Here is a 25,397-nt window from a genome sequence, read left to right on the forward strand (position 1 = left end):
ATCGAAGTCCACCGGCGCCGGCTATGCTACGTTTTCGTCCCTGCCGTGCTGCGCTTGGCCGCGCCTGGTGGCGATCGTCAAGGCCCCTTCCAGCTGTGCGACCGGTGTCCGAGTGCATGTCCCTTCGTAGCGAGCGCGTCACGCAACTTGGCTCGGTGCCGCGCTTCCGCCTGGGCGCGTTGCTGGTGGAACCGGAACGGTTGCTGGTGATCGACGACGGCCAGACCATCGCGCTGGAACCGCGCATGATGGAAGTGCTGATCGCGCTGGCCGAACGCGCCGGCGAGGTGGTCAGTGCCGAGCAGTTGCTGATCGAGGTGTGGCATGGCAGCTTCTACGGCGACAACCCGGTGCACAAGACCATCGCCCAGCTGCGCCGCAAGCTCGGCGACGACAGCCGCCAGCCGCGCTTCATCGAAACCATCCGCAAGCGCGGGTACCGGCTGCTGCCGAAGGTGGTGTTTCCCGAGGATTACCGCGGCGCGGTGCTGGGTACGCAGACCTGGAGCCACGGCAGCCCGTACGTGGGCCTGCAGGCATTCGACCCGGCGCATGCGCAGGTGTTCTTCGGCCGCAGCCATGCCATCGCGCAGGTGGCGGCAGCGCTGCGTGCGCAGTTGCACAGCCAGCGCGGGCTGGTGCTGATCAGTGGCGCCAGCGGCTGCGGCAAGACCTCGTTGCTGCGTGCCGGCGTGGTGCCGCTGCTGACCCAGCCGGGCGGGCTGGACGGGCTGGAAGCGCTGGCGGTGGCGTATTGCAACCTGGCCCAGTGCCGCGGCGGCGATGTGCTGGACACCCTGGCGCGCGCACTTGCAGGATGGGAGCCGGGCCAACGCGCGGTGTTCTCGCCGGCGCAGATGGCGCTGCTGCCGGACTGGCTGCAGCGCCCTGCACCGCTGCATGCGGCCATTGCCGAAGCGATGCGTCACGCTGCACCGCCACGCGAAGGCGCAGCGGCGCAACGGCATCTGCTGCTGGTGATCGACCATGCCGAGGCGATGGTGGCCACACCCGGCATCACCGATGCCGACCGCGCCGCACTGGCGGCGGCATTGCAGGCCTTGTGCGGCGGCACGCAGGTGGCGGTGCTGATGCTGACGCGCAGCGACTTCTACCCGCGCCTGATCGATGCGGTGCCGGAGATCGTGGAACGCAAGCGCGGCGACGGGCACGTGGACCTGTTGCCGCCGCGCGATGGCGAGATCGGCCAGATCATCCGCGTGCCCGCCGCCATGGCGGGGCTGCGCTTCGAGCAGGACCGCGACAGCGCCAGCCACCTGGACGATGTGCTGCGCGATGCCACTGCACGCCAGCCCGATGCCTTGCCGTTGCTGCAGCACTTGTTGCATGCGCTGCATGCGCAACGCAGCGAGGACGGCTTGCTGACCTTTGCCGCCTACCGCGCCCTGGGCGGGCTGGAAGGCGCGCTGGCGCATCACGCCGAGCGCACCTTCGGCGCATTGCCGGCCAGTGCGCAGGCCGCCTTGGGCCAGGTGCTGACGCTGCTGAGCGTGATCCACCCCGACAGCGACGCGGTGACCGCGCGGCGTGCGCCGTGGTCGGCGCTGCCCGATGCCAGCGGCGCGCGCACGCTGGTGGATGCCTTCGTGCAGGCGCGCCTGTTCGTCAGCGAGCTGGTGGCCGGCGAACCGGGCTTCGCGGTGGCGCACGAAGCGCTGCTGCGGCAGTGGCCGCGCGCGGCCGAGTGGATCCATGAAAACCGCCGCCTGCTGCAGGCGCGCAAGCGGTTGCAACTGGCCGCACAGCGTTGGGCCGCCGAAGGCCGGCGCAGCGATCACCTGCTCAACAGCGGGCGCCCGCTGAGCGAAGCGCGCGAAGCGGCGCGGCGCATGCCGCAGGATCTGGACGCAGCGGAGCTGGCCTTCCTGCGTGCCTGCGAGCGCTCCCAGCAGCGCCGTCGCGGCCTGTATGGCGCCGCCGCCGGCTTGCTGGTGCTGCTGGCCAGCGCCTCGCTGCTGCTGGGCTGGCAGGCGCGCCAGGCGCAGCAGGCGGCAGAAGAACGCCGCGACCAGGCGCAGCAACTGGTGAGCTACATGCTGGGCGACCTGGCCGAGCAGTTGCGCACGGTGGGCAACCTCAAGCTGCTCGACAGCGTGGGCAGCCGCGCGCTGCGCTATCTGGAAAACCTGCCGAGTATCGGCATGCAGCCGACCGAGCTGGTCAACCACGCCCGTGCCCTGCGCACCACCGGCGAGGTATTGATGAACCAGGGCAAGCTGGATCAGGCGCAGGCGGCGTTCCTGCGTGCCTCGCGCATCGCCGAGCAGGCGGTGCAGCATGCTCCGAACCTGCTGGAAGCGCGCGCAGAGACAGGGCAGGCCGCCTATTGGCGCGGGTATCTTGCGTACCAACGCAAGCAACCGGCAGTGGCGCGCGAGCACTGGTCGCGCTACCTGGCCATTGCCGAGGCCCTGCAGCGCACCGCCCCGCACGACCCGCGCTGGCAGCTGGAGCTGTCCTACGCGCTCACCAATCTCGGTTCGCTGGCGCAGAACCAGGGCGCTGCGGCCAGCGCCATTCCCCTGTTCACCCGCTCGATCGCGCTCAAGCAGCAGGTGCTGGCCGCCACGCCGGGCAACACCAGCGTGCGCTATGAGTTGATCAATGGCCTGTCGTGGCGCAGCTCCGCACAGGAAACCCAGGGCCTGTTGGCCGATGCCGAAGCCGGGTACCGCGAACAGATCGCAATGCTGCGCACGCTGGTGGCGGCCACGCCGGATGCCGACACATGGCGGCGGCGGTTGGCCACCTCGTTGCTGCTGGCATCCAACCTGGCGCTGGCGCGCGGTCAGACCGCACAGGCCCAGGCCGATGCGCAGGCCACCGTGGCGATCCTGCAGCCGTTGGTCGCCCTGCAACCGGACAACCTGCAATGGCAGCGCGACCTGTCCCATGCCTACGCGCAGATCGGCTGGGCGACGGCACTGGATGGACGCCCTGCACAGGGCCAACGTGCGTTGCAGCAGGCCCGGCAACGCCTGGCACCGTTGCTGCAGCAAGGCCAGGCGCTACCGGAATGGCAATGGCTGGATGCGGTGATCGGCCTGCGCCTGGCGTATCTGCAGCCGGCCGCATCGCCCGCGCGCGCGGCAGCCCTGCAGGCCAGCGTCGCCAGGCTGGAGGCGCTGCATCGCGCGCGGCCGCAGGATCCGCTGGGGCCGACCACCCTGGCGCACGCACTGGTGTGGCAAGGAGAGCAACACGCCGCAACCGGCCAGGCCGGTCCAGCGCGCCAATGCTGGGAACGCGCGGTGGCGGTGCTGGGCCAGGACGCCGGCGCCAGCCACAACAAGGCCTTGCTCGATCCCTGGATCCGCGCGCAGATCCATCTGGGTCGGCAGGCGATAGTCATGCACCAACTCGGGTGGCTGTATCAGGCGGGCTACCGTCATCCGGGGTTCGTTTCCTTCTATGCCCCGCTCCCCAAGGAACAGACCTCGTCATGACGGAACAGGAAACCAAGTGCCACCCCGAGACGCACATTCATTGCGACATGTCGGTGGCGTATGTGGAAATCGGCGGCAACACCGGCCACGGGAAGTACCAGTACCACTTCAGGCCAGGGCTGATGCTGGTGCCCGGCGACCAGCGCAATGTCACCATGTGCTACCGGTTCGACGACGCGGTGGGATTCAACTTCAAGATTCGCAACCTGATCAGCTCCGATTCGCAGAACCAGATCAGCAACATCAAGTACGACCGCGACGGCCGCTGGGTCTCGTTCCGCAATGCCAACGATCGCTCCACGCTGATCTTCTTCATGGTGGTCGTCGAGGACCTTCAACGCCACGAAACCTTCAGCTGCGACCCCGAGGTGGGCAACGATCCGCAGATCACCCCGTGAACCTGCCCTCGCCGGGACGGGGATGTGCATCCTCCACCGGCGTCGGTCCACGCAGCACCGCGAGGGCCGCCGACGGCGGTCCTCGCCTGCCCATTTTCTGCCCAAGCATTGACCACGGTCCAGCACGGCATCGGCGTCCAGCGTTCGCATCAGCGGCGGCGTGCAGCTCCCTCGACCGGTCGTCTCTGCTGTGGGTGTCGGCAACCACGCTGCTGCCTCAACCCTGGGCTTGAGCCAGCAGAGCGGCCTGGACCCACGGGCCGGGCAATTCGGCCTGGGTCGGGAACGACCAGACGACCATGACGGCCACGATCAACCGCAAGGCAAGGTATCGGAAGGGGCGCATGACGGGCTCCGCAGCAGGCCGGAGCGCGACGCGGTTCCGGGCGGCTCCAGAGGCCGCCGGACGACCTTGCTGTCTGGGGCGGCGCCTGACCTGACGGCAACCTTACGGTTGCTGCCTGATGCTGATTGACGCTTTAAATTTCATATAAAACAAATAGATAGCTCAGCCCCATTTGGTGATCAACAGGTGTCCCGAGTGGCTTCGCCCCGTACCCTCACCCCGACCCCCGCTCCGCGCCCCAGCCCGCGCTAGCAGCGCGGGCGCTCCAAGGCACGCGCGCCAGTGGCGCGCAAGCGGTGCCTTCTCGCCCCGCAGGAGAGGGGCTTGATGCTTACCTCCTCCCCTCGGGACATTGTCCCCCTTTATGGGGGAGAAGGTGCCCGCAAGGGCGGATGAGGGTACGGGCGAAGCCTGGTGTGATCCATCGCTAGGTGGCTTCGCCCCGTCCCCTCACCCCAACCCCCGCTCCGCGCGCCAGTGGCGCGCAAGCGGTCCCTTCTCGCCCCGCCGGGACAGGGGCTCTTTCCTGCGAGCATCGGCGCCCAATGCTTGCATCGGCCCCTGACTTCATGCCGCCCCGGGGTCGCGCTTTTTACGAATCCCCACTCCCGACTCCCAAATCCCGGCATCAAATCACCCGCAACGTAATCGCCTTCAACACCGCCCGGGTGCGGTCGCGGGTGCCGAGCTTTTCCAGGATGGTGGAGACGTAGTTCTTCACCGTGCCCTCGGCCAGGAATAGGGTGCGGGCGATCTCCTTGTTGGAGTAGCCGCCGGCCAGCAGGCGCAGGATGGCGACCTCGCGTTCGTTGAAGGTCTCGCGCGGGGCCTGCTGGTCGCGGAACTGGTAGCGGGCGCGCACCGGGTCGGTGCTGACCGGCTGCAGCAGGGTGTCGCCGGCGGCGACGCGGGCGATGGCGTCGCGCAGGTCTTCCGGGGCGGCGTCCTTGAGCAGGAAGCCCTGCGCGCCGGCCTCGCTGGCGCGCAGCAGCAGGTCGCTGTCGTCGAAGGTGGTCAGCAACAGCACCGGGGTGCGGTCGCCGCGGGCGCGCAGCTGCTGCAGCGCCTGGATGCCGTCGATGCCGGGCATGCGGATATCGCTGAGCACCACGTCCACCGTGGTGGTGGCCAGCGCGTCCAGCAGGCCCTGCCCGTCGTCGGCCTCGCAGACCACCTCCACGCCTTGCTGCTGCAGCAAGGCGCGCAGGCCGGCGCGGACCAGGACCTGGTCGTCGGCCAGGGCGATGCGGAGTGAACTCATCGCGGCAGTGTAGCAATCAGATGCATGCCGCCCTGCGCGGTGCGCTCCAGTTGCAGCTGGCCGTGCAGGGCCGCCAGCCGCTCGCGCATGCCGGTGATGCCGTTGCCCTCGCGGATGCGCTCGGCGCGGTGGCCGTCGTCGTGGATGTCCACGCGCAGCTGCGCGTCCTGGCACTGCAGGTGCACGGCCACTTCGTTGGCATCGGCATGCCGCACCGCGTTGGTCAGTGCCTCCTGCACCAGCCGCAGCAGCAGCTCGGCCACGCGGGCGTCGGTCACGCGCACGTCGGGATCGATCTGCAGCCGCAACGCCGGGCGCGGGAACGGTGCGGCCAGCGCGCGCAGGGCGGTGTGCAGGTCCAGGCCCTGGTCATCGCGCAAGGACTGCACCACGTTGCGGATGTCCGACAACAGGTCGGCAGACAGCTGCTCCACCACCCGGATGTCGTCGCGCCCTGCCAGTGCCGGGTCGGCGGCGAGCAGGCGCAGATTGATGCGCATGGCGGTGAGCTTGTGCCCGGCCACGTCGTGCAGCTCGCGCGCCAGCCGCAGGCGCTCGGCATCGCGCGCGCTGTCGGCCAGCAAGGCGCGCGTGGCCAGCAGATCGGCGTTGACGTAGGCCAATGCGTCGCGCGCGCGCTCGGCACTGCGCGCGTAATAGGCGGTGAGCGCGGCAAACGCCTGGAAGCTGGCGTAGACGACGACCGACAGCAGCGCGTTGTCGAAGCCGGCGCGCACGAACAACGCATACATGATCGCGTTCATGACCAGCGCCATCGCCACCACCCGCAGCGGCGGCCACACCATCGCCAGTTGCGCCACCAGCATGACCAGCAGCACCGGGGTGGTGCCGGCACGCGGCTGCAGCGCCGTCAGGCCCAGCGCCAGTGCGGCCTGCAGCAGCAACGACACATTGCGCACCACGTGCTGGCGCGGCAGCAGGTCGTGCAGCAGGAACAGGACGGTAAACCCGGCCAGTCCCACCCAACGCCAGCCACCGTGCGTCGATGGGATGGCGTTGAACGACAGCGCCACCGCCGCGATCGCCAGCAGCCCGGCCAGGCTCAGGGGTTGGATCAACTCGCGCAGGACATGTTTCATGCGGCGATGCTGACCGCCGCGCCGCTGCCCGGCAATGGGGCGCGCGCAGAAGGTGACTTCTGGCAGGTGGGATCGATGACCTGCGGCTCCTGCGGGTCGCACCGGCGCTGGGCACACTGGCATCACTGGCCGCGGGACACCGATGCCAGGTGAGACAGCCCAGCGCCTGGCATGGACCACGCGCTGGATGGCAGCCGGGCTGCCGCCATCTCAACCGCCTGCTGTCTGCTTCCTGCTGGCTGTGTCCTTGCCGATCCATCCACCACGTATCCCACCACTACCGGAGCTCTCCCATGCCTGCATCCCCTCTGCTCACCGCACTCAGCCTGCTGTGGATCGGTTACGAACTGTGGCTGCGCCAGCAGCGCCGTGCGGCCGATGGCGGCGCGCATGATCGCGGCACCCTGGGCCAGCTGTGGCGGGTGCTGTCGCTGTCCATTGCGGCGGCAGTGGGGTTGGCGTTTGCCGGCGTCATGCACTGGCCGCATGCCTGGCAGGAACCGCTGCGGTGGGCGGCGTGTGCGCTGATCGGCGGCGGGCTGGCGGTGCGCGTGTGGGCCATCACGGTGCTGGCGCGCTGGTTCACGGTGGACGGCACCATCCAGGCCGGTCATCAGCTGGTGCGCAGCGGCCCGTATCGCTGGCTGCGGCATCCGTCCTTCACCGGCGCGCTGATGGCTTTTTACGGGCTTGCGCTGGGCATGGGCAATGCCGCGTCGCTGCTGGCGATCGTGCTGCCGGTGACCTGGGCGTTCCTGCGCCGCATCCGCATCGAAGAAGCCGCGTTGCAGCGCGCCTTTCCCATCGTCTACCCGGCGTACGCGGCGCACAGCCATCGCCTGCTGCCGCTGGTGTGGTGAAGCCGCCGCGTCCTGCGAGCGAAGCCACTTCGCCGGCTCGCACACAGGTTCGGCCCCGTACGGCGTGGGATCGATCGCCTGCCGCAGTGTGTGGGCAGGCTGCGTATGGGCCGATCTGCGACCGGCGCCACCGCCACGGCCGTGACCCGCTGCGTACCATCGGCCCCAGCCTTCGCCGTCCAACACTGTCAGGAGCATTGCATGCTTGCCCGCACCCTTGCCTGTGCCGCCGCCCTGGTCGGCCTGCTCGGCAGCGCTGCCGCCTACGCCGCCGAGCTGGATGTGGGCATCACCGGGCTGCGCTCGCAGCAGGGCACCTTGCGTATCGCGGTCATCGCCAGCGCCGCGCAACTGGATGGCAGCCAGCCGCCGGTGCAGGCGCAGACAGTGCCCATCGCCAGCACCGCGCCGCATGTCCAGTTCAAGAACCTGCCGCCGGGGCGCTATGCGGTGATGATCAATCACGACGAGAACGCCAACGGCAAGCTGGATACCAACCTGATCGGCATGCCGGTGGAAGGCTACTGCTTCAGCAACAACCCCACCGGCATGCGCAAACCCGGCTTCGACGAGATCGTGTTCGCGCTGCCGGCCGCCGGTAAACGCATCGCCGTGCAGATGCGCTGAGCCTGCCACCCGAAAGGAGCACCGCATGCACCGCCGCCGCTTCCTGCAATCGGTGCTGGCTGCCGCCGGCAGCGCCGCGCTCGGCAGCCTGGCACTGCGCAGCGCGCCGGCCGATGCAGCGGACGCTGCCGCGTTTCATGCGCAGTTGCAGCGCACACCGTGGCTGCTGGGCTGGCGCAGTGTGGACAGCGCCACCTTGGGGCCGACCAGCGTGCCGCTGCAGGGCACCCTGCCCGACGGGCTGGCAGGCAGCCTGTATCGCAATGGACCTGCCTGGACCGAGCGCGCCGGGTTCCGCTACGAACACTGGTTCGATGGCGACGGCATGCTGCATCGCTGGCAGTTGGGCGGCCCCCAGGTGCGGCACCTGGGGCGCATGGTGGCCACGCATAAGTTCACCCAGGAGCAACAGGCGGGGCGTTTTCTGTACCGTGCCGCCGGCACCGCGGTGCCGGACATGCAGCCGGCACGCAACAACGACGACGTCAATACCGCCAATACCTCGGTGATGCGGCTCAACGGCCGCCTGTTTGCGCTGTGGGAAGCCGGTTCGGCGATCGAGGTGGACCCGGATGCACTGGGCACGCTCGGCCCGGTGACCTGGCGCGAGGATCTGGCAGCCATGCCGTTCTCGGCGCATCCGCTGATCGATGCCGACGGCAGCGCCTGGAACTTCGGGTCGATCAGCATCGTGGGCGCCACCGGTGTGCTGCTATGGCATCTGAATGCCGACGCCACGCTGCGCACCGTGCAGTTGCTGCAGACCGACGCGCCCGGCTACCTGCACAGCTTTGCGATGACGCAGCGGCATCTGATCCTGGTGCTGGCGCCGTATCGGCGGCTGGATGGCGACGGCGCGTTCTTCGAACAACTGCGCTTCACGCCCGAGGCGCCGTGCCGGATTGCGGTGGTGCCCAAGGATGCGCTGGACCAGCCGCGCTGGTTCGAGGCCGACTTCGCGGTGGCCTACCACTTCGCCGATGCCTACGCGCAACGCGACCGCATCGTGGTGCGCGCCATCGTGCATACCGACCCGGAACAAGCGCGCTCGCCGATGCGTGCGGCCATGCACGGCGACCCGGCGGCCGCGCCGGCCCCGGTGCAGCTGCGCAGCCTGCATCTGGACCTGGCCAGTGGCCGTGCGCACTGGCAGGCGCATCCGGTGGACGACCTGGAACTGCCGCTGTTCGACCGCCGCACGCCGGGCACGCAAGGTGCGCGCCTGTACGCGCCGTGCATCGACGGGCCGAACCAGTCGCCGTTCCTCAATGCCGTGGCGGCCTACGACCTGGAGCGCGACCGGCGCCAGGTGCATCGCTATGGCGCGCATGTGCTGGCCGAAGAGCACGTGTTCGTGCCCCGGCCAGGCAGCGACCGCCCCGACGATGGCTGGCTGGTCGGCACCGTGCTGGACACCCGACGTGCACGCACCGGGCTGATGGTGCTGAACGCGCGCCACGTCGATGCCGGGCCAGTGGCGCAGGCCTGGCTGCCCTACGCAGTGCCGCTGGGATTCCACGGGCAGTTTGCCTTCGACGCCTAGCTGTGTAAACCCACCACGTTGTTCAGTGGAATGTGGATGCGGGAGATGGGTGGGCGTTTTCCGAGACTGGCATGGGGCCGATGCCAGTTGTAGTGATGGAGCCAGGGCAATAGGTGCGCGGCACGTTGCTCGGAGTTGTCGTAGCGGTGGGCATAAGCCCACTCACGCAATGCCGTCTGGATGAAGCGTTCTGCCTTGCCGTTGGTGCGTGGGGTATAGGGGCGGGTGCGGTAGTGCCTGAGGTTGAGGCGCCGGATGGTGCGGGCGAAGGCCTTGGAGCGATAGCAGGCGCCGTTGTCGGTCAACACCCGCTGGAAGGTCACGCCCAGGCTACGGTAGTAGCGCAATGCGGCGATCAACGCCCGGCAGGCACTAACACCGCACTCATCTGGATGCAGGCTGGTAAAGGCAACGCGGGAGTGATCGTCGATGGCGACATGGACATACTCCCATCCGGCGCCTCGGCTGGTCTGGGTACGGTCCCCCGTGACGCGATGGCCGGCTTGCTGGAAGCGCCCGAGCTTTTTGATGTCCAGATGCAACATGCCGCCAGGCTGGGGGTATTGGTAGCGCACGACAGGGGGCTTGGGTTCCAGTTCGGCCAGGCGATGCAGGCCGGCACGGCGCACGATGCGCGCGATGGTGCTGTGGCCCACGTTCAGGTGGGTGGCGATCTGCCAATAGGTGGCGCGTTGTCGGCGTTGCTGCAGGATCTGCTCGACCAGTTCCGGCGGCGTGGCATGCGGACAGTGTTGAGGGCGCGAAGAACGGTCCTGCAGGCCGTCCTCTCCCAGCAGGCGGTAGCGCGCCAGCCACTTGTAGGCGGTCCGCACGCTCACGCCACTGGCGTGCGCGGCCTCTTCCACTCGCAAGCCGTGCTCCACGATGCGCTGCACGAGCAAGGCTCGACCTCGCGGCGTCAAACGGGCATGTTTATGCAGGTTCATCCGGGGCTCCTGGGGGCTGGGTTGGTGTGGTAACCCCCATCTTCCAGATCGGCCCCGGATGAACAACCTACTGAGAGATCACACCTAGCGCGGCGCGCCGCGTCGGCCGATGCCCTGTCAGTCAGCGCGCCGCCGCGGCCTGTGCGCGCAGCTTCAGCGCGTGCGCCCACAGCATGTCGTACAGCTTCACCTGCGCCTTGGCGTCGCTGCCGTCCAGCGAGGTATTGCTGAGCATCACCAAGGCGTTTGCGTGGTCCAGATCCGAGAGCATCTCTGCGCGCACGCCCGGATCAGAGCCGCCATGCCCGATGCGGGTGACGTTGAACTTGGTGGACCAGAAGATGCCGGCATTCTTTTCGCTGACGACGACGATGCCGGCATTCTTTTCGCTGACGACGACGTTGTCGGGCACGTTGCTACCGGCGCACTGAAAACGCAGCATCTCCGCGGTGGTGGCCGCATCGAGAATGCGGGTGCCCTGATAGCGCCCACCATCGAGCAGCGCGATGAACAGCCGGGACAGGTCGTTGACGCAACTGCGCAAGCCACCGTCCGGATAGGTCACCAGTTCGTACGGTCGCACCGGCACACTCAGGCCCATGTGGCCGACATACAGCATGGCGTGCGTGCCGGCCGGCAGTTCGGCCACATGCCAGGCGGTGCGCTGCATGCCCAGCGGCGCGAAGATGCGTTCGCGCGTGTAGGCTTCGAACGGCTGGCCCACCGCCCGCTCGACGATATAGCCCGCCAGGCCCGCGCCGATGTTGGAATACGCGCGATGCGTACTGGGCCGGTTGGGCAGATAGTTCTGCGGCAGATCGTCGCGCCCGCCCGGTGCCAGATAGCCGCGCAGGAAGTCCGAAAGCGGTTCGGCCGTGGCCCCTTCCCAGCGGTAGGTGTCGCGGTAGACCTCCCAGCGGTCGGTCAGGCTGGAGGTATGCGTGGCCAGCTGCCGCAGCGTGATCGGCACCTGCGGGAACTGCGGGTTGCGCACGGCGAACGGCAGGTAGGAATTGATGTCCGCATCCAGCTGCAGCCTGCCGTCCTGCACCGCCTGCATCAGCGCCACGCCGGTGACGGTCTTGCTGACCGAGCCGATGTTCATCACCGTGTCCGGCGTGAAGGCAAGGTTGCGTGCGCGATCGGCGAAACCGAAGCCAGCGCTCCACACCACGCGATGGTCGCGGATGATGGCCGCGCCCATGCCGACCACGCCGGCCTCCTGCATGCGCTGCTCGATGCGCCGCTCGAAGCTGGATGGCACGCTGGCCGCCATCGGTGTTTCGGCTGCCAGCGCGTCTGCGATCCAGGCCAGGGCCAGGCTGGCTGCCAGCCATGCAGACGGTCCGATCGTTTCCGCTGCGCGCATTGCCACTGTCTCCCGGATGGCCGCCCTGCAGCCTGCGATGTCCGATGCGGACAGGACCGCATTGGCGTGCGGGCCACGACTGCATCCTGCTGCCCGCAGGCACCGGAGACCAGCGCCATGCGACCAAGCCCTGCCAATGGCGACGAAACCGGCGATGCACGGAGCAAAACCCCGGCATGGAGCGGATGACCGGCCGGGCGCGCGATGCCCTCGCATGCCGATCGCCTTACACTCGGCCGCTCCCCTGCCTCGCCTGGTCTTCGATGATCATTTCCGCCGCTTCCGACTACCGTGCCGCTGCCCAGGCGCGCTTGCCGCCGTTCCTGTTCCACTACATCGATGGCGGTGCGTATGCCGAGCACACCTTGCGGCGCAATGTGGCGGACCTGGCCGATATCGCGCTGCGCCAGCGGGTGCTGCGCAACATGTCCGACCTGAGCCTGAGCACCGAGCTGTTCGGCGAGACGCTGGCGATGCCGGTGGCCCTGGCACCGGTGGGGCTGACCGGCATGTACGCGCGGCGCGGCGAAGTGCAGGCCGCCCGTGCGGCGGCGGCGCGCGGTATTGCGTTTACCTTGTCCACGGTGTCGGTCTGCCCGATCGAGGAAGTGGCGCCGGCGATCGAACGGCCGATGTGGTTCCAGCTCTATGTGCTCAAGGACCGTGGCTTCATGCGCAACGCGCTGGAGCGTGCCAAGGCCGCCGGCGTCACCACGCTGGTGTTCACCGTGGACATGCCCACGCCGGGCGCGCGCTATCGCGATGCGCATTCGGGCATGAGCGGGCCCAATGCAGCGCTGCGGCGCATGCTGCAGGCGGTGACGCATCCGCGCTGGGCCTGGGACGTGGGCCTGCTCGGCAAGCCGCACGACCTGGGCAATATCTCCGCCTACCGCGGCAGCCCCACCGGCCTGCAGGACTATATCGGCTGGCTGGCGGCCAATTTCGATCCGTCCATCTCGTGGAAGGACCTGGAATGGATCCGCGACTTCTGGACCGGGCCAATGGTGATCAAGGGCATCCTGGACCCGGACGATGCGCGCGATGCGGTGCGCTTCGGCGCCGACGGGATCGTGGTCTCCAACCACGGCGGGCGCCAGCTCGATGGCGTGCTGTCCAGTGCGCGTGCATTGCCGGCCATTGCCGATGCGGTGAAGGGCGAGCTGAAGATCCTGGCCGACTCGGGCATCCGCAGCGGGCTGGACGTGGTGCGCATGCTCGCGCTCGGTGCCGATGCGGTCTTGCTGGGCCGCGCCTTCGTCTATGCGCTAGCCGCAGGCGGACAGGCCGGGGTGGAAAACCTGCTGACGCTGATCGAAAAGGAAATGCGCGTGGCGATGACGCTGACCGGCACGCATTCCATCGCCGAGATCAGCGCAGATGCCCTGAGCCGGGTGACGCGCGAGGGGGTGGTGTCGCCTTGATGCCGGGATTTGGGATTTGGGATTTGGGATTTGGGATTCGGGATTCGGGATTCGTCAAAGCGTCGCGCGTTTACTATTTCGATTCTTGCGGTTGCTGACGCGTCAGATTTATCGATACACGCAATCACGTCGCACTGACGTGTGCCGCTTTCTGCGTAGGAGCGCGCCCGGGCGCGACCGGGCTTTACCGGGACAGCTGTCGCGCGCAGGCACGCTCCTACGGGACGTGCGCTGCCGTGAGCAGCAGCTAGCTGGGCAGTGATTGCTTGAGCGCCAGCACGCTGGCCCAGGGGTCGCGGCGTTGGCGCCTGGCACGCTGCACGGCCTTGTCCAGCGCAAACGCATCCGGGCCGCTGAGCTTGCCCAGCTCCTCCCAGCGCAGCGGCACTGCCACGGTGGCAGCGGCGCGTGCGCGCAGCGACCACGAGCACACGCTGGTATTGCCGCGCCCGTTGCGCAGCCAGTCGATAAAAATCACGCCTTCGCGCTTGGCCTTGCTCATGGTCGCCACGTAGCGCTCCGGCGCCTGGGTGGCCAGCGCCTGCGCAAACGCCTCGCAGAAGTCGCGCGCCTGCTCCCAGCTCGCCTCCGGCACGATCGGCACCACGACGTGCAGGCCCTTGCCTCCGGACAAGCGCACCGCGCTTTCCAAGCCCGCTGCCCGCAGCTTGGTGCGGATGTCGCGCGCTGCCGCCACCACCTCGCTCCAGGCGACACCTTCGCCCGGGTCCAGATCGAAGACCAGGCGGTCCGGGTGTTCCGGATCGTCGATGCCTGCGCCCCAGGGATGCAGCTCCAGGGTGTTCATCTGCACCAGTTCGAGCAAGCCCGCCGCATCGTCGATGTACAGATAGTCCTCGGTGCCGCTCTTCTGCTGGAGCGCGACCGTCTTGATATGCGCACCCAGCTGACGGGCCTGGTGCTTCTGGAAGAAGCAATCGCCGCCCACGCCATCGGGGCAGCGCAGCAACGACAGCGGCCTGCGTGCCACTTCGGCCAGCACCAGCGGCGCCACTGCACGGTAGTAGGCGGCCACCTCGCCCTTGCTGATGCCCTGCGCAGGAAACACCACACGCTCGGGATGGGTCACTGTCACGCCGTCTGCGGATACACCGGTCGCCGCACGGGACGTGACTGATCGTGCAGCGGACGTGGCGACTGTCGCTGAGGTGCTACTGCGCCTGGAGCGCAGATGAGTCACGCGTTCCTGCGCAGGCCCGTCGGCTGCACTGGACGTGGTCACTTGGCTGCTCGTGGCCTGGCGCGCGACGCGCTGCTTGCGTGTGGTGGTGCGCGCTGCAGTGCCGGGGCTGCCGCGGTCGCCACCCAGGTCCCTCACCGGCTTGTCCGGTCGTAGACGCTTGAATGCGGCCTGCCGCAGCAGGCCCTGCCGCGCCCAGCCGCGGAAGGCGATCTCGGCGATCAACTCCGGCCGTACCCAATGCACATCGCGTGGGCGACCAGGCAGATGCGCGGGCAATGTCAGCGGGGCGGTGTCGCTGCGCAGCGCGCGTAGCTGGGCGATGATCTCGCCAAGCAACGCGACATCGAAGCCGGTGCCCACGCGACCCACGTAACGCAGCGCTTTACCTTCCGGTTGCGCCAGCAGCAGCGCACCGAACCCGTTGCGCGCGCCCTTGGGGTCGGTATATCCCACCACCACGAACTCGTCGCTGTCTGCGTGCTTGGTCTTGACCCAGTCGGCACTGCGACCACCGTGATGGACCGCCTCCGCACGCTTGCTGACAATGCCTTCCCAGCCCTTGTCGGCACTGGCGGCGAAGACGTCGGGGCCACGCCCGATCACGTGGTCGCTATAGGCCAGCGTGCCTGGCGTCTGGCCAAGCAACGCGCGCAACAGCTCTTTACGCTGCACCAGCGGCGTGTTGCGCAGGTCCACTCCGGCCACGCCAAGCAGGTCGAATACCAGGTAGCGCAAGGGTTGCGGCGCTGTGCCGTCGAGCGCCTGCTGCAAGGCCGAAAAATCGCTGCGTCCCTGCGCATCCAGCACCACCAGCTCGCCATCCAGCCGCGCATCGCGTATCGGCAGCGCCTGGATGGCGCGGGCAACCTGCGGAAAGGTGGCTGTCCATGCCTGGTCGTTGCGCGAGCGCAGTTGCGCGTTACCGTCGACCAGATCGGCCAGCAGACGATAGCCGTCCCATTTGATTTCGTGCAGCCAGGCATCGCCGTCCGGTGCCTGTTCGCGCAGCAAGGTCAGCTGCGCGCGCAGGCCGGTGGGGCAGCGAGCGTCACGCGCGCCGTCCAGTGCGAGTGCGCGGGTGCGCCACTGGCTGTCGTTCGGCTTGCGTCGGGTGCTCGGTACCTTGCTGGTCTGCGGGGTAGTTGTAGCGCGTCTGTCCGGACTGCCGGAGCCACGCGGGTCGATGCGAACCTTGGCCCTGCGGTTGCGCGCGGCCATCGGCCTAGCCGGCCTTGCGGCGCGGCGCGGCCTTTGCCATCTTCTTGGTCGCCTTGCTGGCGGTCTTCTTGGTCGCCTTCTTCGCGGCTTTCTTGGCCGCTGTCTTCCTTGCGGGCGCCGAGGCGGCGGCAGTGCTGGTCTTCTTGGCCGGCGTACGCGTATTGGCCTGCAGGCTCTTCTGCAGCAGCGACATGAAATCCACCACGTTGGTGGTGGCGTCTTCGTGCTGCGGCGGCTCGGCCTCCACCTTGGTGGTGCCGCCCTTGGCCTGGATGCGTTTGCGCAGGATCTTTTCCAGCTTGCCGCGGAACTCGTCGTGGTAATCCTCCGGCTGCCAGGCGCCGGACATCGACTCGATCAGCTGCCTGGCCATCTGCTGCTCCTTGGCGGTGATGCGGTAGTCGCCCACTGCGCCAGCCGGCAGCTTGTAGTCCTGCGGGTCCACCAGTTCCTGCTGGTAGCGCAGCAGCAGCAGGATCAACGCATCGCCTTGCGGCATCACGGCGGCCAGGTATTCACGGGTGCGTATCACCACCTTGGCGATGCCGACCTTGCCGGTATCGCGCAGGGTTTCGCGCAGCAGCACATAGCCTTTCTCGGCTTTCTTGCCGGGAACCAGGATGTAGGGCTTCTCGAAATAGCGCGGGTCGATGTCGGCCGCGTCGACGAAGGTTTCCACTTCCACGGTCTCGTGGCTTTCCGGTGCGGCCGAACGGATGTCCTGTTCCTCGACGATGACATAACTGCCCTTGTCGTACTCGAACGCCTTGACGATCTCCTTCCATGGCACCTCGTCGCCGGTATCGGCGTTGACGCGCTCGAACCGGATCGGCTTCTTGTCGCGCGAATCCAGCATGCGAAAGTGCAGATCCACCTTGCGTTCGCCGGACATCAACGACACCGGCACATTGAGCAGGCCAAAGGACAGCGTGCCGGTCCAGATCGGTCGTGCCATCAGTGCGCTGCTCCGTGGACGGCAGCGTCGGGAATATGGTCTAGCGCCAGCCAGGCATCCTCGACGATATCGCGTGCATGCGGCCAATCCAGACGCGAGCTGCCGCGCATGCTTTCCCATTGCGCCGCCAGCGCCTGCTCGCACTGTGCATCGGCGCCACGCGGCCAGTCGGCTGCGTGGGTGACGCGCGCAAACGCATAGACCGGCGACAGATCGCGCCAGGTCGGACCGCCACGGCGACGGCGGCGCTGGTAATCGGCCAGGCTGTAATAGTGGAAGTCCTGGGCCACACCCACCGGATCGGCAACAAGCACGTTTTGCTGTGCGCGCTTGGACGATGCGGGGTCGAGGTGGGCGCTGAACAGGCGACGATCGGGACGGCGGTCCAGGGTGCGCATGGGTCCGCTCCACGGTGCGGCAGGGGGCTGCCATCAGTACCGCCGCTGCCGTGATCCATACGTGAGAAATATGCATGGATTTTGCGATTTGCGCGGCCTTCACCGCGCGCGCGGTGAACTCGGGCTTTCCGATGGACTGCAGGAGACTAGCCATGACCCGCGATCCCCTACGCGAGCAACCCGCCCAACCGGGCGAGCAGCGCGGCAAACGCGATGCCGAACAGTACGAGGACCGGGGCGCCGGCGACTCGCCAGACACCCTGATTCCCGCCGATGACGACACCCCAGCCAAGACGCCAGGCAGCACACCGTGACACCTGTCGCGTTCGTTTGATCGCCGAGCCGCGCATGCTGGCTCAGCGCATCACACCCGCCCGGCCGCCGAGAGCTGCGCCATCTCCTCGTCGCTGAACAGGCGCGAGCGCACCAGGAATCGCACGCCCTCGCCGTTCTCCAGCGAAAACATCCCGCCGCGCCCGGGCACCACGTCGATGATCAGCTGGGTGTGCTTCCAATAGGCGAACTGCGATGGGCTGATATAGAACGGCGCACCGGCGATCTCGCCCAGCAGCACATCGCGGTCGCCCACGATGAAATCGCCCACAGCAAAGCACATCGGCGAAGAGCCATCGCAACAACCGCCAGATTGATGGAACAGCAGGTCGCCATGCCGCGCACGCAGCGTGTCGATCAACTGCTGCGCGGCAAGCGTTGCCATCACCTGCGCCGGTAACTCAGTTCGCGTGTTGCTGTCTTGCATCGGCCCACTCCCGCAGCCATCTCCGGCCACCATGCCGAGCACGATACGCCAGGCACGCGTACTGGCATGCATATAAGAGCACGGCCGCCAGGCGCGCAGTAGGTGCTCGGTGCAGCATGTACCACGCGTACACGGCGGCTCCTCCGCGCTGTCCGCACCCATCGCACGACCGCTCGCTATGTTTTGTTGGCCGCTCCAGATCCAAACGCTGATGCCGGTGCGATGGTGGCGAGCGAACCGGGCAACCCCCGTAAAAGCCTCCCTCACATCCCATTTTTATACTGCCTGCCAACGTGCGCGGGACGGACGTGCCTGCAGCTGGCGCACGGCCCCTGCCCCGCTGCCGGTTCACCATGAACCTGAATGTCCTAGGGAAGGAACACCACCATGACCCAACGTTTGCTTACTGCCGCCCTGCTGGCCTTGCTTCTGCAGGGTTGCCAGGCACCGGAATCCACTCCCACGGCGACCAACACGGCTGGCCCGGCGGCCACGCCTGCTGCAGACGTGCCAGAACCGGCAGCACGCCCCGCCACGGCCGCCAATCGTCCCGAATTATCACCGGGAGCCTGCAAGAAAACCGACGATGGATTCACCGCGTTTCTAGAGGCAATCGTTGCCGATCCAGCGGTGCGTGCTGCCTACAGTGTCCCCGTGGTGGAAGAACGAGACCTGCGTGACCCCTCCAAGCTGGTAAATCGCCAGAGCGAGCCGTTTCGATTGACCTTGATCGATTACAGCTGGTCCTACAACGAGCCGGACAAGGACCCGAGCGAACTCGACCGGGTCAAGCTGGACTTTAAGCTGGAGGGCGACCGGATGCGCGTGGACTTTGTCAGAGCGGAGTTTTCCGCGGATGATGAAGTCCTCAAGACGTTCGGTGCGCCTGAAGCATATATATTCGAATATACCCAGGACTGCTGGCAGTTGGCACAGCATCTGCGCTAAGAGCAGCGGCCGCCAGGCGACCGCTCGCTACGTTTTGTTGGCCGCTCCAAATGCTGCAGTCCCCGCCGCGCTGCGGGGGCTGCAATGAGTCAAGCCCATCGACAAAGGAGAAGTACGATGCCCAGGTATAGAATCGTGGAGTCGGTAGGACACGGCGTTCAAACGGCTCACGACTATGCGGATCTTGAGCGCCACCATCCTACCCGCGGCAATGAGCGTGGCCGCGTCTATGCCACAGTCAACGGTGAACGCGAAGAACTACTCGGCAACTACCGCGGCTCGGCAACCGTCTCGCATGACGGCGACCATTATGTCTCCAAGGATTTCGTGCTGAAAGCCGGCAATCTGGACGAGGTACCAGTGCCGGCCATTGCCAGCGGTTACATCGGCAAAGTCGATCCACGCGATGGCATCGTGCAGATCTATGACAAGCCAGCCTCCGACCCTCGCCGCGAGATGATTGCCCAGTACCGGCATCTGGACCTGCGCAATACGCAGCTGGAGACAGGTGACCGGATCGAATACGGGCAGTCGGTCGGCATCCAGGGCGGCTTCAACAAAGGGGATCCCAGAGCCTTTGGCAAGCACGTGCATGTGGACATCAACACCAGCTATCTGCCGCAGGCCGACCGCTATATCCGCGACATGGATAGCGGCGCGATCACGACCGATCAGCGCCCCCAGCACGCACAGCCCAATCTCACCGGCCCGGCGCAGGTATCGGACATTTCCGGGAACGGTCGGACGGTTGCCGCCCCGGGAGGCGCCACGGCCGTGAGCGCCACACCCATGGCCGATGGCGTTCTGCGCAAGGACGAACATGGCGCGGAAGTGAAAGCGCTGCAGGAGCGCCTCAATGCGCTGGGCTACACCGATGCCCGTGGCCAGGCATTGGGTACCGATGGCAAGTTCGGCGACCGCACCCGCCAGGCCGTGCAGGCATTCCAGCGCGATCACCAGCTGAGCGACGATGGCATCGTCGGCCGCGACACTTTCAAGGCGCTGGCCGCGGCACACCCTCGGCAGCCTGACCAGGCGGCCACCACCGTGCCGGGCCAGCGCAGCGAGGCATCGCGCCCACTGCTGCTGTCGGACCAGGGGCACCCGCAGTACCCGATGTATCAGCAAGCGCTAGGTGCGCTGGAAAAGCTCGGTCCCTCGGGAGGCTTCAAGGACCGCAAGGAGCTGGAGCAGACCGCCGGCACGCTGGTGCAGGACGCCAGCCTCAGCGGGCTGAGCCGCATCGACCATGTTACCCCCAACAAGGCCGGCGATGGGTTGTTCGTGGTGGAAGGTCGGCTGGACGACCCGGCACACCGCCGCGCCTATGTCGATCGCGGTCAGGCAGCGCAGCAGACCCTGGAACAGTCCACGCAGAGACTGCAACAGGACCTGGCCGGTAGTGTCGACCAGGCGCCCGCACGCGACACCAACCGCGCCATGGCGATGTAGGCGTCCAGTCCCGACGTTACGCACGCTCCAATGCGGCCATTGGCACTGCACCGGAGCGTGGCCTTGCAGACGTCGATGCCGGCACGCTCATCCGCAGGCGATCGGCAAGGGTGTGCAGCCTCGTCCTCCGGGCGGGCTGCACACCTCGTCCCTCAGAAGAACCCCAGCGCCTTGGGCGAATAGCTCACCAGCAGGTTCTTGGTCTGCTGGTAGTGATCGAGCATCATCTTGTGGTTTTCGCGCCCGATGCCCGACTGCTTGTAGCCCCCGAATGCGGCATGCGCCGGATAGGCGTGATAGCAGTTGGTCCACACGCGCCCGGCCTGGATCGCGCGGCCCATGCGGTACAACCGCGCCGCATCGCGGCTCCAGACGCCTGCGCCCAGGCCGTACAAGGTGTCGTTGGCGATCGCCAGCGCATCGGCCTCGTCCTTGAACGTGGTCACCGATACCACAGGGCCAAAGATCTCTTCCTGGAATACGCGCATCTTGTTGTGGCCCTTGAACACCGTGGGCTTGACGTAGAAGCCCTCGGCCAGATCGCCATCGAGCGTGTTGCGCTCGCCACCGATCAAGACCTGCGCACCTTCCTGCTTGCCGATGTCGATATAGGACAGGATCTTTTCCAGCTGCTCGCTCGATGCCTGCGCGCCGACCATGGTGTTGGGGTCCAGCGGGTTACCCTGCTTGATCGCCGCCACACGCTTGAGCGCCTTTTCCATGAACCTGTCGTAGATCGATTCCTGGATCAGCGCACGCGACGGGCAGGTGCACACCTCGCCCTGATTGAAGGCGAACAGCACGAAGCCTTCCACCGCCTTGTCGAGAAAATCGTCGTCTTCGGCCATGACATCGGCAAAGAAGATGTTCGGCGACTTGCCGCCCAGCTCCAGCGTGACCGGAATCAGGTTCTGGCTGGCGTACTGCATGATCAGCCGGCCGGTGGTGGTTTCGCCGGTGAAGGCGATCTTGGCGATGCGCGGATTGCTGGCCAGCGGCTTGCCTGCTTCCAGGCCAAAGCCGTTGACCACGTTGAGCGCGCCGGGTGGCAGCAGGTCGCCGATCAGCTCCATCAAGACCAGAATCGAGGCCGGCGTCTGCTCGGCCGGCTTCATCACCACGCAGTTGCCGGCCGCCAGCGCCGGTGCCAGTTTCCAGCACGCCATCAACAGCGGGAAATTCCACGGAATGATCTGGCCCACCACGCCCAGCGGCTCGTGGAAGTGATAGGCAATGGTGTCGCTGTCGATCTCGGAAATGCCGCCTTCCTGCGCGCGGATCGCACCGGCGAAATAGCGGAAGTGGTCCACGCACAGCGGCACGTCGGCGTTGAGCGTTTCGCGCACCGGCTTGCCGTTGTCCCAGGTCTCGGCGTAGGCGAGCAGTTCAAGGTTCTGTTCGATGCGGTCGGCGATCCTGAGCAGCACGTTGGAGCGCTCGGTCGTAGAGGTCTTGCCCCAGGCATCCTTGGCCGCATGCGCGGCATCCAGTGCCGCTTCGATGTCCTGTGCGTTGGAGCGGGCGATCGAAGTGAACACCTTGCCGCTGATCGGTGTGGTGTTGTCGAAGTACTGGCCACTGGTCGGCGCCACCCACTTGCCACCGATGAAGTTGTCGTAACGCGGCTTGAAGATCGATTGCGGATCGGTGTTGAGCGGCTTGGTGGAAGGTTGCGCGTTCATCGTGGGCTCCGGCTGAAATGACGGCCCACGTGTATACCCGCCGCGGGGCGAGCGCAATGTCGGCAACAATGCTGTTGCGCTGCGTCATCATCCAAGCGCAATGAGCACTGCATCCGAGCTCACATTCGGTTGCATTGCATCATCGCCGGCAGTGCCAGGATCGTGCTGCAAGACCGCGAGGACGCGTAGTCCCGGTCAATCCAGGAGATGACGATGCGCCCGTACCCGAAGGCGGCGGCGAGGCCTCAACGGCGGCGCCCCAGACACTAGCGCGACCATCAGCAGGCATGCGCCGCTGGCGCCCGCCATCAGCATGACCACCGCGCCGAACGACTATCCGCCGGACTCGCTCACACGGACACGAATCTGCCGCGGCGTTTTACGTGGCCCTGCGATCCCCGTGCCTTGGCGCCTGCCTCGGCCGGCACCGGCTCGTCCGCAGATGTCTTGCAGTCGGCGACGGTTGTCTGCCGATAGGAACGCAGCTGCCATGCAGCAGCGCCATTGACCTGCTGCCACGCGTAGACCCAGCGGTAGCGCTGGCCGGCATTGCAGGCATCGATGGTGATCTCATCGCGCGGCCGGCCGCTCACTGGCAACGGCGCTGCGTCTGGGGCCGCATCGGTACGCGTCCCCAAGGGATTATCGAAGGACGCCGCACTGACACGGACATCCCCCAGGCCGGTCACGGTGGCCGGCGGCGGCATCTGCCTGGGTTGGTCACTGGACCGGGACTGCTGCAGCAACCAACCGTGGATCTGCGCGATGGCCGGCGAACCAGCGGGGTAGTCGCGCACGATGCGCAGGTCCACGTGATCTGCCCATACCGCGCCGCAAGCCAGCAGACCGACCACGATCGCTGACGCACCGAGGTTCTGCTTCCATTTCATCATCGTCGCGCTCCATGCCCTGAGTGAGGGGCCAAGGCTAGCACGCAAGGTCGAGGTGCCTGCACCGTCGTACCAGGCATCTGCTGGCCGCCATGCCTGCACTGCCGCACGCACACGCGTGCCGTCTGCCGCGCTGCCCTCGCGTGTGGCTTAGAGCGGCCAACAAGCTGAGATCGAGCAGTTGGTATCCCGCCAGTAATGGCCTTCATCGCGCAAGAGACACCGGTCTGCTGGTGCGTGATCGACGGCGCTTCTGCGCGCCCGCACGCGCGTCTGCGGTGGACACGAGCCGGATAGCCGGTTGGCCCACCAAACGCGCTTTTCAGATAAGCGCAGTGCAGCGGCATGCGCGTCGAAGGACGCGCACGGTCGCTCTCTGCTCACCCACCAAAATCCCACTGCAGCCCCATCGTATAGATGCGGTCCGGGCCGGGTTCGTAATAGCGTCCGTTGCCGTCGTTGACGATCACCGAGCCCCCGTACTGGCGGTCCAGCGCGTTATCGATGCGCGCAAACGTGCGTAGCGCCCCGTGCGCGGTGGTCCAGCGGCGCGAGGCTTCCAGGTTGACCACTGCATAGCCGGGCGCACGCTCGGTGGCCAGGTCGTTGACCACGGTGGCATCGGAGGCCACCGTCTCGGCGGCGAACTGCCACTGCATCGGTTGCCACTGCCAGCGTGCGAACAGCTGCTGCCGCGGCACGCCGGGCAGGCGCGACCCGCTGGCCACCGGCGCGGTAGGCACCGCGCAGCCGCTGCTGGCGCAGGTGAGATAGCCATCGCGCACGCTGGCATCGACAAAGGTGTAGGCCAGCTGCAGCTGCTGGGTGGCGCCCAGCGGCTGCTGCCAGCTCAGCTCCGCGCCCTGGCGGCGGGTGGCGCCGATGTTGCGGAAGGTGCTGCGGCCGTTGGTGTTGCTGGCCACCGCCAGTTCGTTGTCGGTGTCGGCACGGAACAGCGCCACCTGCAGCGCCGCGCCGCTTTGCGCGCGCCACTTGCTGCCGATTTCATAATTGCGGCTGGTGGCCGCGCCCAGGTCCAGCGCCAGACCGGCCGCGCCATCGTTGCGGTAGCCCAGCTCGTTGAAGGTGGGCGTTTCGAAGCCGCGTCCGGCCGAGGCGTAGAAACGCAGATCGTCGGTGGCGCGGAACACGATCCCGGCCACCGGCGTGGTGGCCGAATACTCGCGCCGGCCGCTGTCGTCGGGATTGCGGCCCACGATGTAATGGTCGTTCGAGACGAAGCGCACCTGGCTATGGCGCACGCCCAGCAATGCCGACCAGCGCGCGCTCCACTGCCACCAGGCCTGCGCGAACTGGTCCACGTTTTCCACCCGGTCGCGCTGGTTGCGGCGTAGCGCTCCCCGCACGCCCAAGGTATCGCCGACGAAGTTCTCGTAGCCGGTGCGATGCTGGCGCTGGCGGTCGACATTGGCGCCGACGGTGAGCTGGAGGGGCCGGCCCAGCGCCTGCCCCTGCCAGGCCCAGCGCGCGTCGGCGCCTTCGTAATTGCTGTCCAGATCGATCACCCCGCCGGCATGCAGCGGGTTGCGCTGCACTGCCACCGGCACCGACAGGAACTGCTCCACGCTGCGCGTGCCGCCATAGGCCATCAGCCGCAGCGTCTGGCTGTCGAACTGCTGGGTGAAGATGGCCCCGGCCTGACTCTGGCGTACCGACTTGCGGGTGTTGAACTGGGTGGCCACCGCCGTGGCCTGGCGCGGATCGGCGTTGAACTGGGCCCGGCTCAGGCCCAGCGGGTCCTGCGCATCGGGCGCATCGAGATGGTTGAGCACCAGATCCAGCCGGCTGCCGGGCGCCAGGTCGACACCCAGCTTGGCGTTGACCGAATCGCGCCTGGCGCGGCTATGGTCGCGGAAGCCGTCGGTCTCGAAATGGTTGGCGGCCAGGTTGTAGTGCACCGCGCCCTGCTGGCCGAGCAATTGCGCACCGACGTTGACGGTGGCGTTGCTGCCGTAGGTGGCGCGCAGCCGCCAGGGGTCGTCTGGGGCGCCGTCGGCGCTCCACAGCTGCAGCACGCCGCCGGAGGAATTGCCGTACAACGCAGAAAACGGCCCGCGCAACACTTCCACCCGCGCCGCGCCCAGCACGTTGAAGTGCGACAGCTGGCCCTGGCCATCGGGCATGCTGGCCGGAATGCCGTCCACCAGCAGCCGCACGCCGCGCACACCGAAGGTGGAGCGCGCGCCGAAGCCGCGGATCGACAGCTGGGTGTCCTGCGCGTAGTTCTGGCGGTCGCGCGCCACCAGCCCGGGGATGCCGTCCAGCAACTCGGACACCTGCGCGCCGCGGCGGTTGTCGTCATCGGCCGCCACCACGGTGAACGAGGCCGGCAGGTCGAAGTCGTCCACCCCGTGCACCCGGGCGGCATCCACCTGCACGGCCGGCAGTGTCTGGGGCGCGGGTGCCGGCTCGGCGGCCAGGGCGGGCACCGCGGCGCTCGCGGCGAACAGGCCGCAGGCAGCGGCCAACAGGGTGAGTCTGGGCATGGGCGTAGTGTCCCTCATCCGTACTGCGGCCGCATCGTTGC

The 25,397-nt window shown here is 67.3% G+C and carries 21 protein-coding genes and 1 other RNA gene; 10 read left to right on the top strand and 12 right to left on the bottom strand.

Annotation, left to right across the window (positions count from 1 at the left end):
* The first annotated feature begins 116 nt into the window (after window positions 1-116).
* Complete coding sequence (locus tag ACCQ05_RS21095; protein WP_372392391.1) at window positions 117-3,467, top strand: nSTAND1 domain-containing NTPase; 3,351 nt, start codon at window positions 117-119, stop codon at window positions 3,465-3,467.
* Window positions 3,464-3,865: a hypothetical protein gene (locus ACCQ05_RS21100; protein ID WP_372392393.1), complete on the top strand. Its 402-nt coding sequence runs from the start codon at window positions 3,464-3,466 to the stop codon at window positions 3,863-3,865. Before ACCQ05_RS21095 ends, ACCQ05_RS21100 begins: the two co-directional genes overlap by 4 nt.
* Before the next feature lie 217 nt (window positions 3,866-4,082).
* Here the strand turns inward: ACCQ05_RS21100 and ACCQ05_RS21105 are convergent, their stop codons facing one another.
* From ACCQ05_RS21105 to ACCQ05_RS21115, 3 genes are all read right to left on the bottom strand, one after another.
* Window positions 4,083-4,211 (bottom strand): hypothetical protein, encoded by a 129-nt coding sequence (locus ACCQ05_RS21105; protein ID WP_372392394.1) that lies wholly within the window; start codon window positions 4,209-4,211, stop codon window positions 4,083-4,085.
* A 628-nt stretch (window positions 4,212-4,839) separates the two neighbouring features.
* A complete protein-coding gene (locus tag ACCQ05_RS21110; protein ID WP_372392395.1) occupies window positions 4,840-5,472 on the bottom strand; it encodes a response regulator transcription factor in 633 nt (210 codons plus the stop codon).
* Window positions 5,469-6,695, bottom strand: a complete 1,227-nt coding sequence (locus ACCQ05_RS21115) for a sensor histidine kinase (RefSeq protein WP_372392397.1) — start codon at window positions 6,693-6,695, stop codon at window positions 5,469-5,471. Before ACCQ05_RS21115 ends, ACCQ05_RS21110 begins: the two co-directional genes overlap by 4 nt.
* 170 nt (window positions 6,696-6,865) lie before the next feature.
* Between ACCQ05_RS21115 and ACCQ05_RS21120 the strand changes: the two genes are divergently transcribed.
* The 3 genes from ACCQ05_RS21120 to ACCQ05_RS21130 all read left to right on the top strand — a co-directional run bounded on the left by ACCQ05_RS21120 (window position 6,866) and on the right by ACCQ05_RS21130 (window position 9,602).
* Complete coding sequence (locus ACCQ05_RS21120; protein WP_372392398.1) at window positions 6,866-7,432, top strand: methyltransferase family protein; 567 nt, start codon at window positions 6,866-6,868, stop codon at window positions 7,430-7,432.
* A gap of 234 nt (window positions 7,433-7,666) precedes the next feature.
* Complete coding sequence (locus tag ACCQ05_RS21125) at window positions 7,667-8,059, top strand: DUF2141 domain-containing protein (protein WP_372394209.1); 393 nt, start codon at window positions 7,667-7,669, stop codon at window positions 8,057-8,059.
* Between the two features lie 25 nt (window positions 8,060-8,084).
* Window positions 8,085-9,602 carry a carotenoid oxygenase family protein gene (locus ACCQ05_RS21130; RefSeq protein ID WP_372392400.1) on the top strand — a complete coding sequence of 506 codons (1,518 nt, stop codon included), beginning with the start codon at window positions 8,085-8,087 and terminating at the stop codon, window positions 9,600-9,602.
* On the opposite strand, the gene ACCQ05_RS21135 is transcribed toward ACCQ05_RS21130, so the two are convergent.
* A complete protein-coding gene (locus ACCQ05_RS21135) occupies window positions 9,599-10,549 on the bottom strand; it encodes an IS481 family transposase (protein WP_372391432.1) in 951 nt (316 codons plus the stop codon). The genes ACCQ05_RS21130 and ACCQ05_RS21135 overlap by 4 nt on opposite strands.
* A 121-nt stretch (window positions 10,550-10,670) precedes the next feature.
* Window positions 10,671-11,918, bottom strand: a complete 1,248-nt coding sequence (locus ACCQ05_RS21140; protein WP_372392401.1) for a serine hydrolase domain-containing protein — start codon at window positions 11,916-11,918, stop codon at window positions 10,671-10,673.
* Between the two features lie 263 nt (window positions 11,919-12,181).
* Here ACCQ05_RS21140 and lldD point away from each other — a divergent pair, with 263 nt between their 5' ends.
* Window positions 12,182-13,342, top strand: coding sequence for an FMN-dependent L-lactate dehydrogenase LldD (gene lldD / locus ACCQ05_RS21145; RefSeq protein WP_228963802.1), 1,161 nt, complete (start codon window positions 12,182-12,184; stop codon window positions 13,340-13,342).
* 247 nt (window positions 13,343-13,589) lie between these two features.
* Here the strand turns inward: lldD and ligD are convergent, their stop codons facing one another.
* From ligD to ACCQ05_RS21160, 3 genes are read right to left on the bottom strand one after another with little or no spacing between them, the layout of a single operon-like run.
* A complete protein-coding gene (gene ligD, locus ACCQ05_RS21150; RefSeq protein WP_372392403.1) occupies window positions 13,590-15,764 on the bottom strand; it encodes a DNA ligase D in 2,175 nt (724 codons plus the stop codon).
* Between the two features lie 4 nt (window positions 15,765-15,768).
* Window positions 15,769-16,719 (bottom strand): non-homologous end joining protein Ku, encoded by a 951-nt coding sequence (gene ku, locus ACCQ05_RS21155; RefSeq protein ID WP_228963799.1) that lies wholly within the window; start codon window positions 16,717-16,719, stop codon window positions 15,769-15,771.
* Window positions 16,719-17,117 (bottom strand): hypothetical protein, encoded by a 399-nt coding sequence (locus ACCQ05_RS21160; RefSeq protein ID WP_372392404.1) that lies wholly within the window; start codon window positions 17,115-17,117, stop codon window positions 16,719-16,721. Before ACCQ05_RS21160 ends, ku begins: the two co-directional genes overlap by 1 nt.
* A gap of 152 nt (window positions 17,118-17,269) precedes the next feature.
* On the opposite strand from ACCQ05_RS21160, the gene ACCQ05_RS21165 reads away from it, so the two are divergent.
* Complete coding sequence (locus ACCQ05_RS21165; protein ID WP_372392405.1) at window positions 17,270-17,431, top strand: hypothetical protein; 162 nt, start codon at window positions 17,270-17,272, stop codon at window positions 17,429-17,431.
* Between the two features lie 50 nt (window positions 17,432-17,481).
* Here the strand turns inward: ACCQ05_RS21165 and ACCQ05_RS21170 are convergent, their stop codons facing one another.
* Entirely contained in the window at window positions 17,482-17,877 is a 396-nt protein-coding gene (locus ACCQ05_RS21170; protein ID WP_372392406.1) for a DUF779 domain-containing protein, read from the bottom strand.
* 116 nt (window positions 17,878-17,993) lie between these two features.
* Between ACCQ05_RS21170 and ACCQ05_RS21175 the strand changes: the two genes are divergently transcribed.
* The 3 genes from ACCQ05_RS21175 (at window position 17,994) to ACCQ05_RS21185 (ending at window position 20,277) form a co-directional block, all read left to right on the top strand.
* Window positions 17,994-18,069, top strand: a non-coding RNA gene (locus ACCQ05_RS21175) — sX9 sRNA.
* Between the two features lie 195 nt (window positions 18,070-18,264).
* On the top strand, window positions 18,265-18,825 hold the full coding sequence (locus ACCQ05_RS21180; protein ID WP_372392408.1) for a hypothetical protein: 561 nt from the start codon (window positions 18,265-18,267) through the stop codon (window positions 18,823-18,825).
* A 117-nt stretch (window positions 18,826-18,942) separates the two neighbouring features.
* On the top strand, window positions 18,943-20,277 hold the full coding sequence (locus ACCQ05_RS21185; RefSeq protein ID WP_228963794.1) for a peptidoglycan-binding domain-containing protein: 1,335 nt from the start codon (window positions 18,943-18,945) through the stop codon (window positions 20,275-20,277).
* 152 nt (window positions 20,278-20,429) lie between these two features.
* Here the strand turns inward: ACCQ05_RS21185 and adh are convergent, their stop codons facing one another.
* From adh to ACCQ05_RS21200, 3 genes are all read right to left on the bottom strand, one after another.
* Entirely contained in the window at window positions 20,430-21,959 is a 1,530-nt protein-coding gene (adh, locus tag ACCQ05_RS21190) for an aldehyde dehydrogenase (protein ID WP_228963792.1), read from the bottom strand.
* A 350-nt stretch (window positions 21,960-22,309) separates the two neighbouring features.
* Entirely contained in the window at window positions 22,310-22,852 is a 543-nt protein-coding gene (locus ACCQ05_RS21195) for a hypothetical protein (RefSeq protein ID WP_372392409.1), read from the bottom strand.
* A gap of 377 nt (window positions 22,853-23,229) precedes the next feature.
* A complete protein-coding gene (locus ACCQ05_RS21200; RefSeq protein ID WP_228963788.1) occupies window positions 23,230-25,356 on the bottom strand; it encodes a TonB-dependent receptor family protein in 2,127 nt (708 codons plus the stop codon).
* Between the last annotated feature and the right edge of the window lie 41 nt (window positions 25,357-25,397).

Origin of the sequence: Xanthomonas sp. NCPPB 3582, assembly GCF_041475735.2 — a bacterium.
Taxonomy (GTDB): domain Bacteria; phylum Pseudomonadota; class Gammaproteobacteria; order Xanthomonadales; family Xanthomonadaceae; genus Xanthomonas; species Xanthomonas codiaei.

What these genes read in the sequence shown, in the direction of transcription:
- ACCQ05_RS21095 (WP_372392391.1), top strand. Translation starts at nt 117, where the DNA reads ATGTCCCTTCGTAGCGAGCGCGTCACGCAACTTGGCTCGGTGCCGCGC.
- ACCQ05_RS21100 (WP_372392393.1), top strand. Translation starts at nt 3,464, where the DNA reads ATGACGGAACAGGAAACCAAGTGCCACCCCGAGACGCACATTCATTGC.
- ACCQ05_RS21105 (WP_372392394.1), bottom strand. Translation starts at nt 4,211, where the DNA reads ATGCGCCCCTTCCGATACCTTGCCTTGCGGTTGATCGTGGCCGTCATG.
- ACCQ05_RS21110 (WP_372392395.1), bottom strand. Translation starts at nt 5,472, where the DNA reads ATGAGTTCACTCCGCATCGCCCTGGCCGACGACCAGGTCCTGGTCCGC.
- ACCQ05_RS21115 (WP_372392397.1), bottom strand. Translation starts at nt 6,695, where the DNA reads ATGCCAGTGTGCCCAGCGCCGGTGCGACCCGCAGGAGCCGCAGGTCAT.
- ACCQ05_RS21120 (WP_372392398.1), top strand. Translation starts at nt 6,866, where the DNA reads ATGCCTGCATCCCCTCTGCTCACCGCACTCAGCCTGCTGTGGATCGGT.
- ACCQ05_RS21130 (WP_372392400.1), top strand. Translation starts at nt 8,085, where the DNA reads ATGCACCGCCGCCGCTTCCTGCAATCGGTGCTGGCTGCCGCCGGCAGC.
- ACCQ05_RS21135 (WP_372391432.1), bottom strand. Translation starts at nt 10,549, where the DNA reads ATGAACCTGCATAAACATGCCCGTTTGACGCCGCGAGGTCGAGCCTTG.
- ACCQ05_RS21140 (WP_372392401.1), bottom strand. Translation starts at nt 11,918, where the DNA reads ATGCGCGCAGCGGAAACGATCGGACCGTCTGCATGGCTGGCAGCCAGC.
- lldD (WP_228963802.1), top strand. Translation starts at nt 12,182, where the DNA reads ATGATCATTTCCGCCGCTTCCGACTACCGTGCCGCTGCCCAGGCGCGC.
- ligD (WP_372392403.1), bottom strand. Translation starts at nt 15,764, where the DNA reads ATGGCCGCGCGCAACCGCAGGGCCAAGGTTCGCATCGACCCGCGTGGC.
- ku (WP_228963799.1), bottom strand. Translation starts at nt 16,719, where the DNA reads ATGGCACGACCGATCTGGACCGGCACGCTGTCCTTTGGCCTGCTCAAT.
- ACCQ05_RS21160 (WP_372392404.1), bottom strand. Translation starts at nt 17,117, where the DNA reads ATGCGCACCCTGGACCGCCGTCCCGATCGTCGCCTGTTCAGCGCCCAC.
- ACCQ05_RS21165 (WP_372392405.1), top strand. Translation starts at nt 17,270, where the DNA reads ATGACCCGCGATCCCCTACGCGAGCAACCCGCCCAACCGGGCGAGCAG.
- ACCQ05_RS21170 (WP_372392406.1), bottom strand. Translation starts at nt 17,877, where the DNA reads ATGCAAGACAGCAACACGCGAACTGAGTTACCGGCGCAGGTGATGGCA.
- ACCQ05_RS21180 (WP_372392408.1), top strand. Translation starts at nt 18,265, where the DNA reads ATGACCCAACGTTTGCTTACTGCCGCCCTGCTGGCCTTGCTTCTGCAG.
- ACCQ05_RS21185 (WP_228963794.1), top strand. Translation starts at nt 18,943, where the DNA reads ATGCCCAGGTATAGAATCGTGGAGTCGGTAGGACACGGCGTTCAAACG.
- adh (WP_228963792.1), bottom strand. Translation starts at nt 21,959, where the DNA reads ATGAACGCGCAACCTTCCACCAAGCCGCTCAACACCGATCCGCAATCG.
- ACCQ05_RS21195 (WP_372392409.1), bottom strand. Translation starts at nt 22,852, where the DNA reads ATGATGAAATGGAAGCAGAACCTCGGTGCGTCAGCGATCGTGGTCGGT.
- ACCQ05_RS21200 (WP_228963788.1), bottom strand. Translation starts at nt 25,356, where the DNA reads ATGCCCAGACTCACCCTGTTGGCCGCTGCCTGCGGCCTGTTCGCCGCG.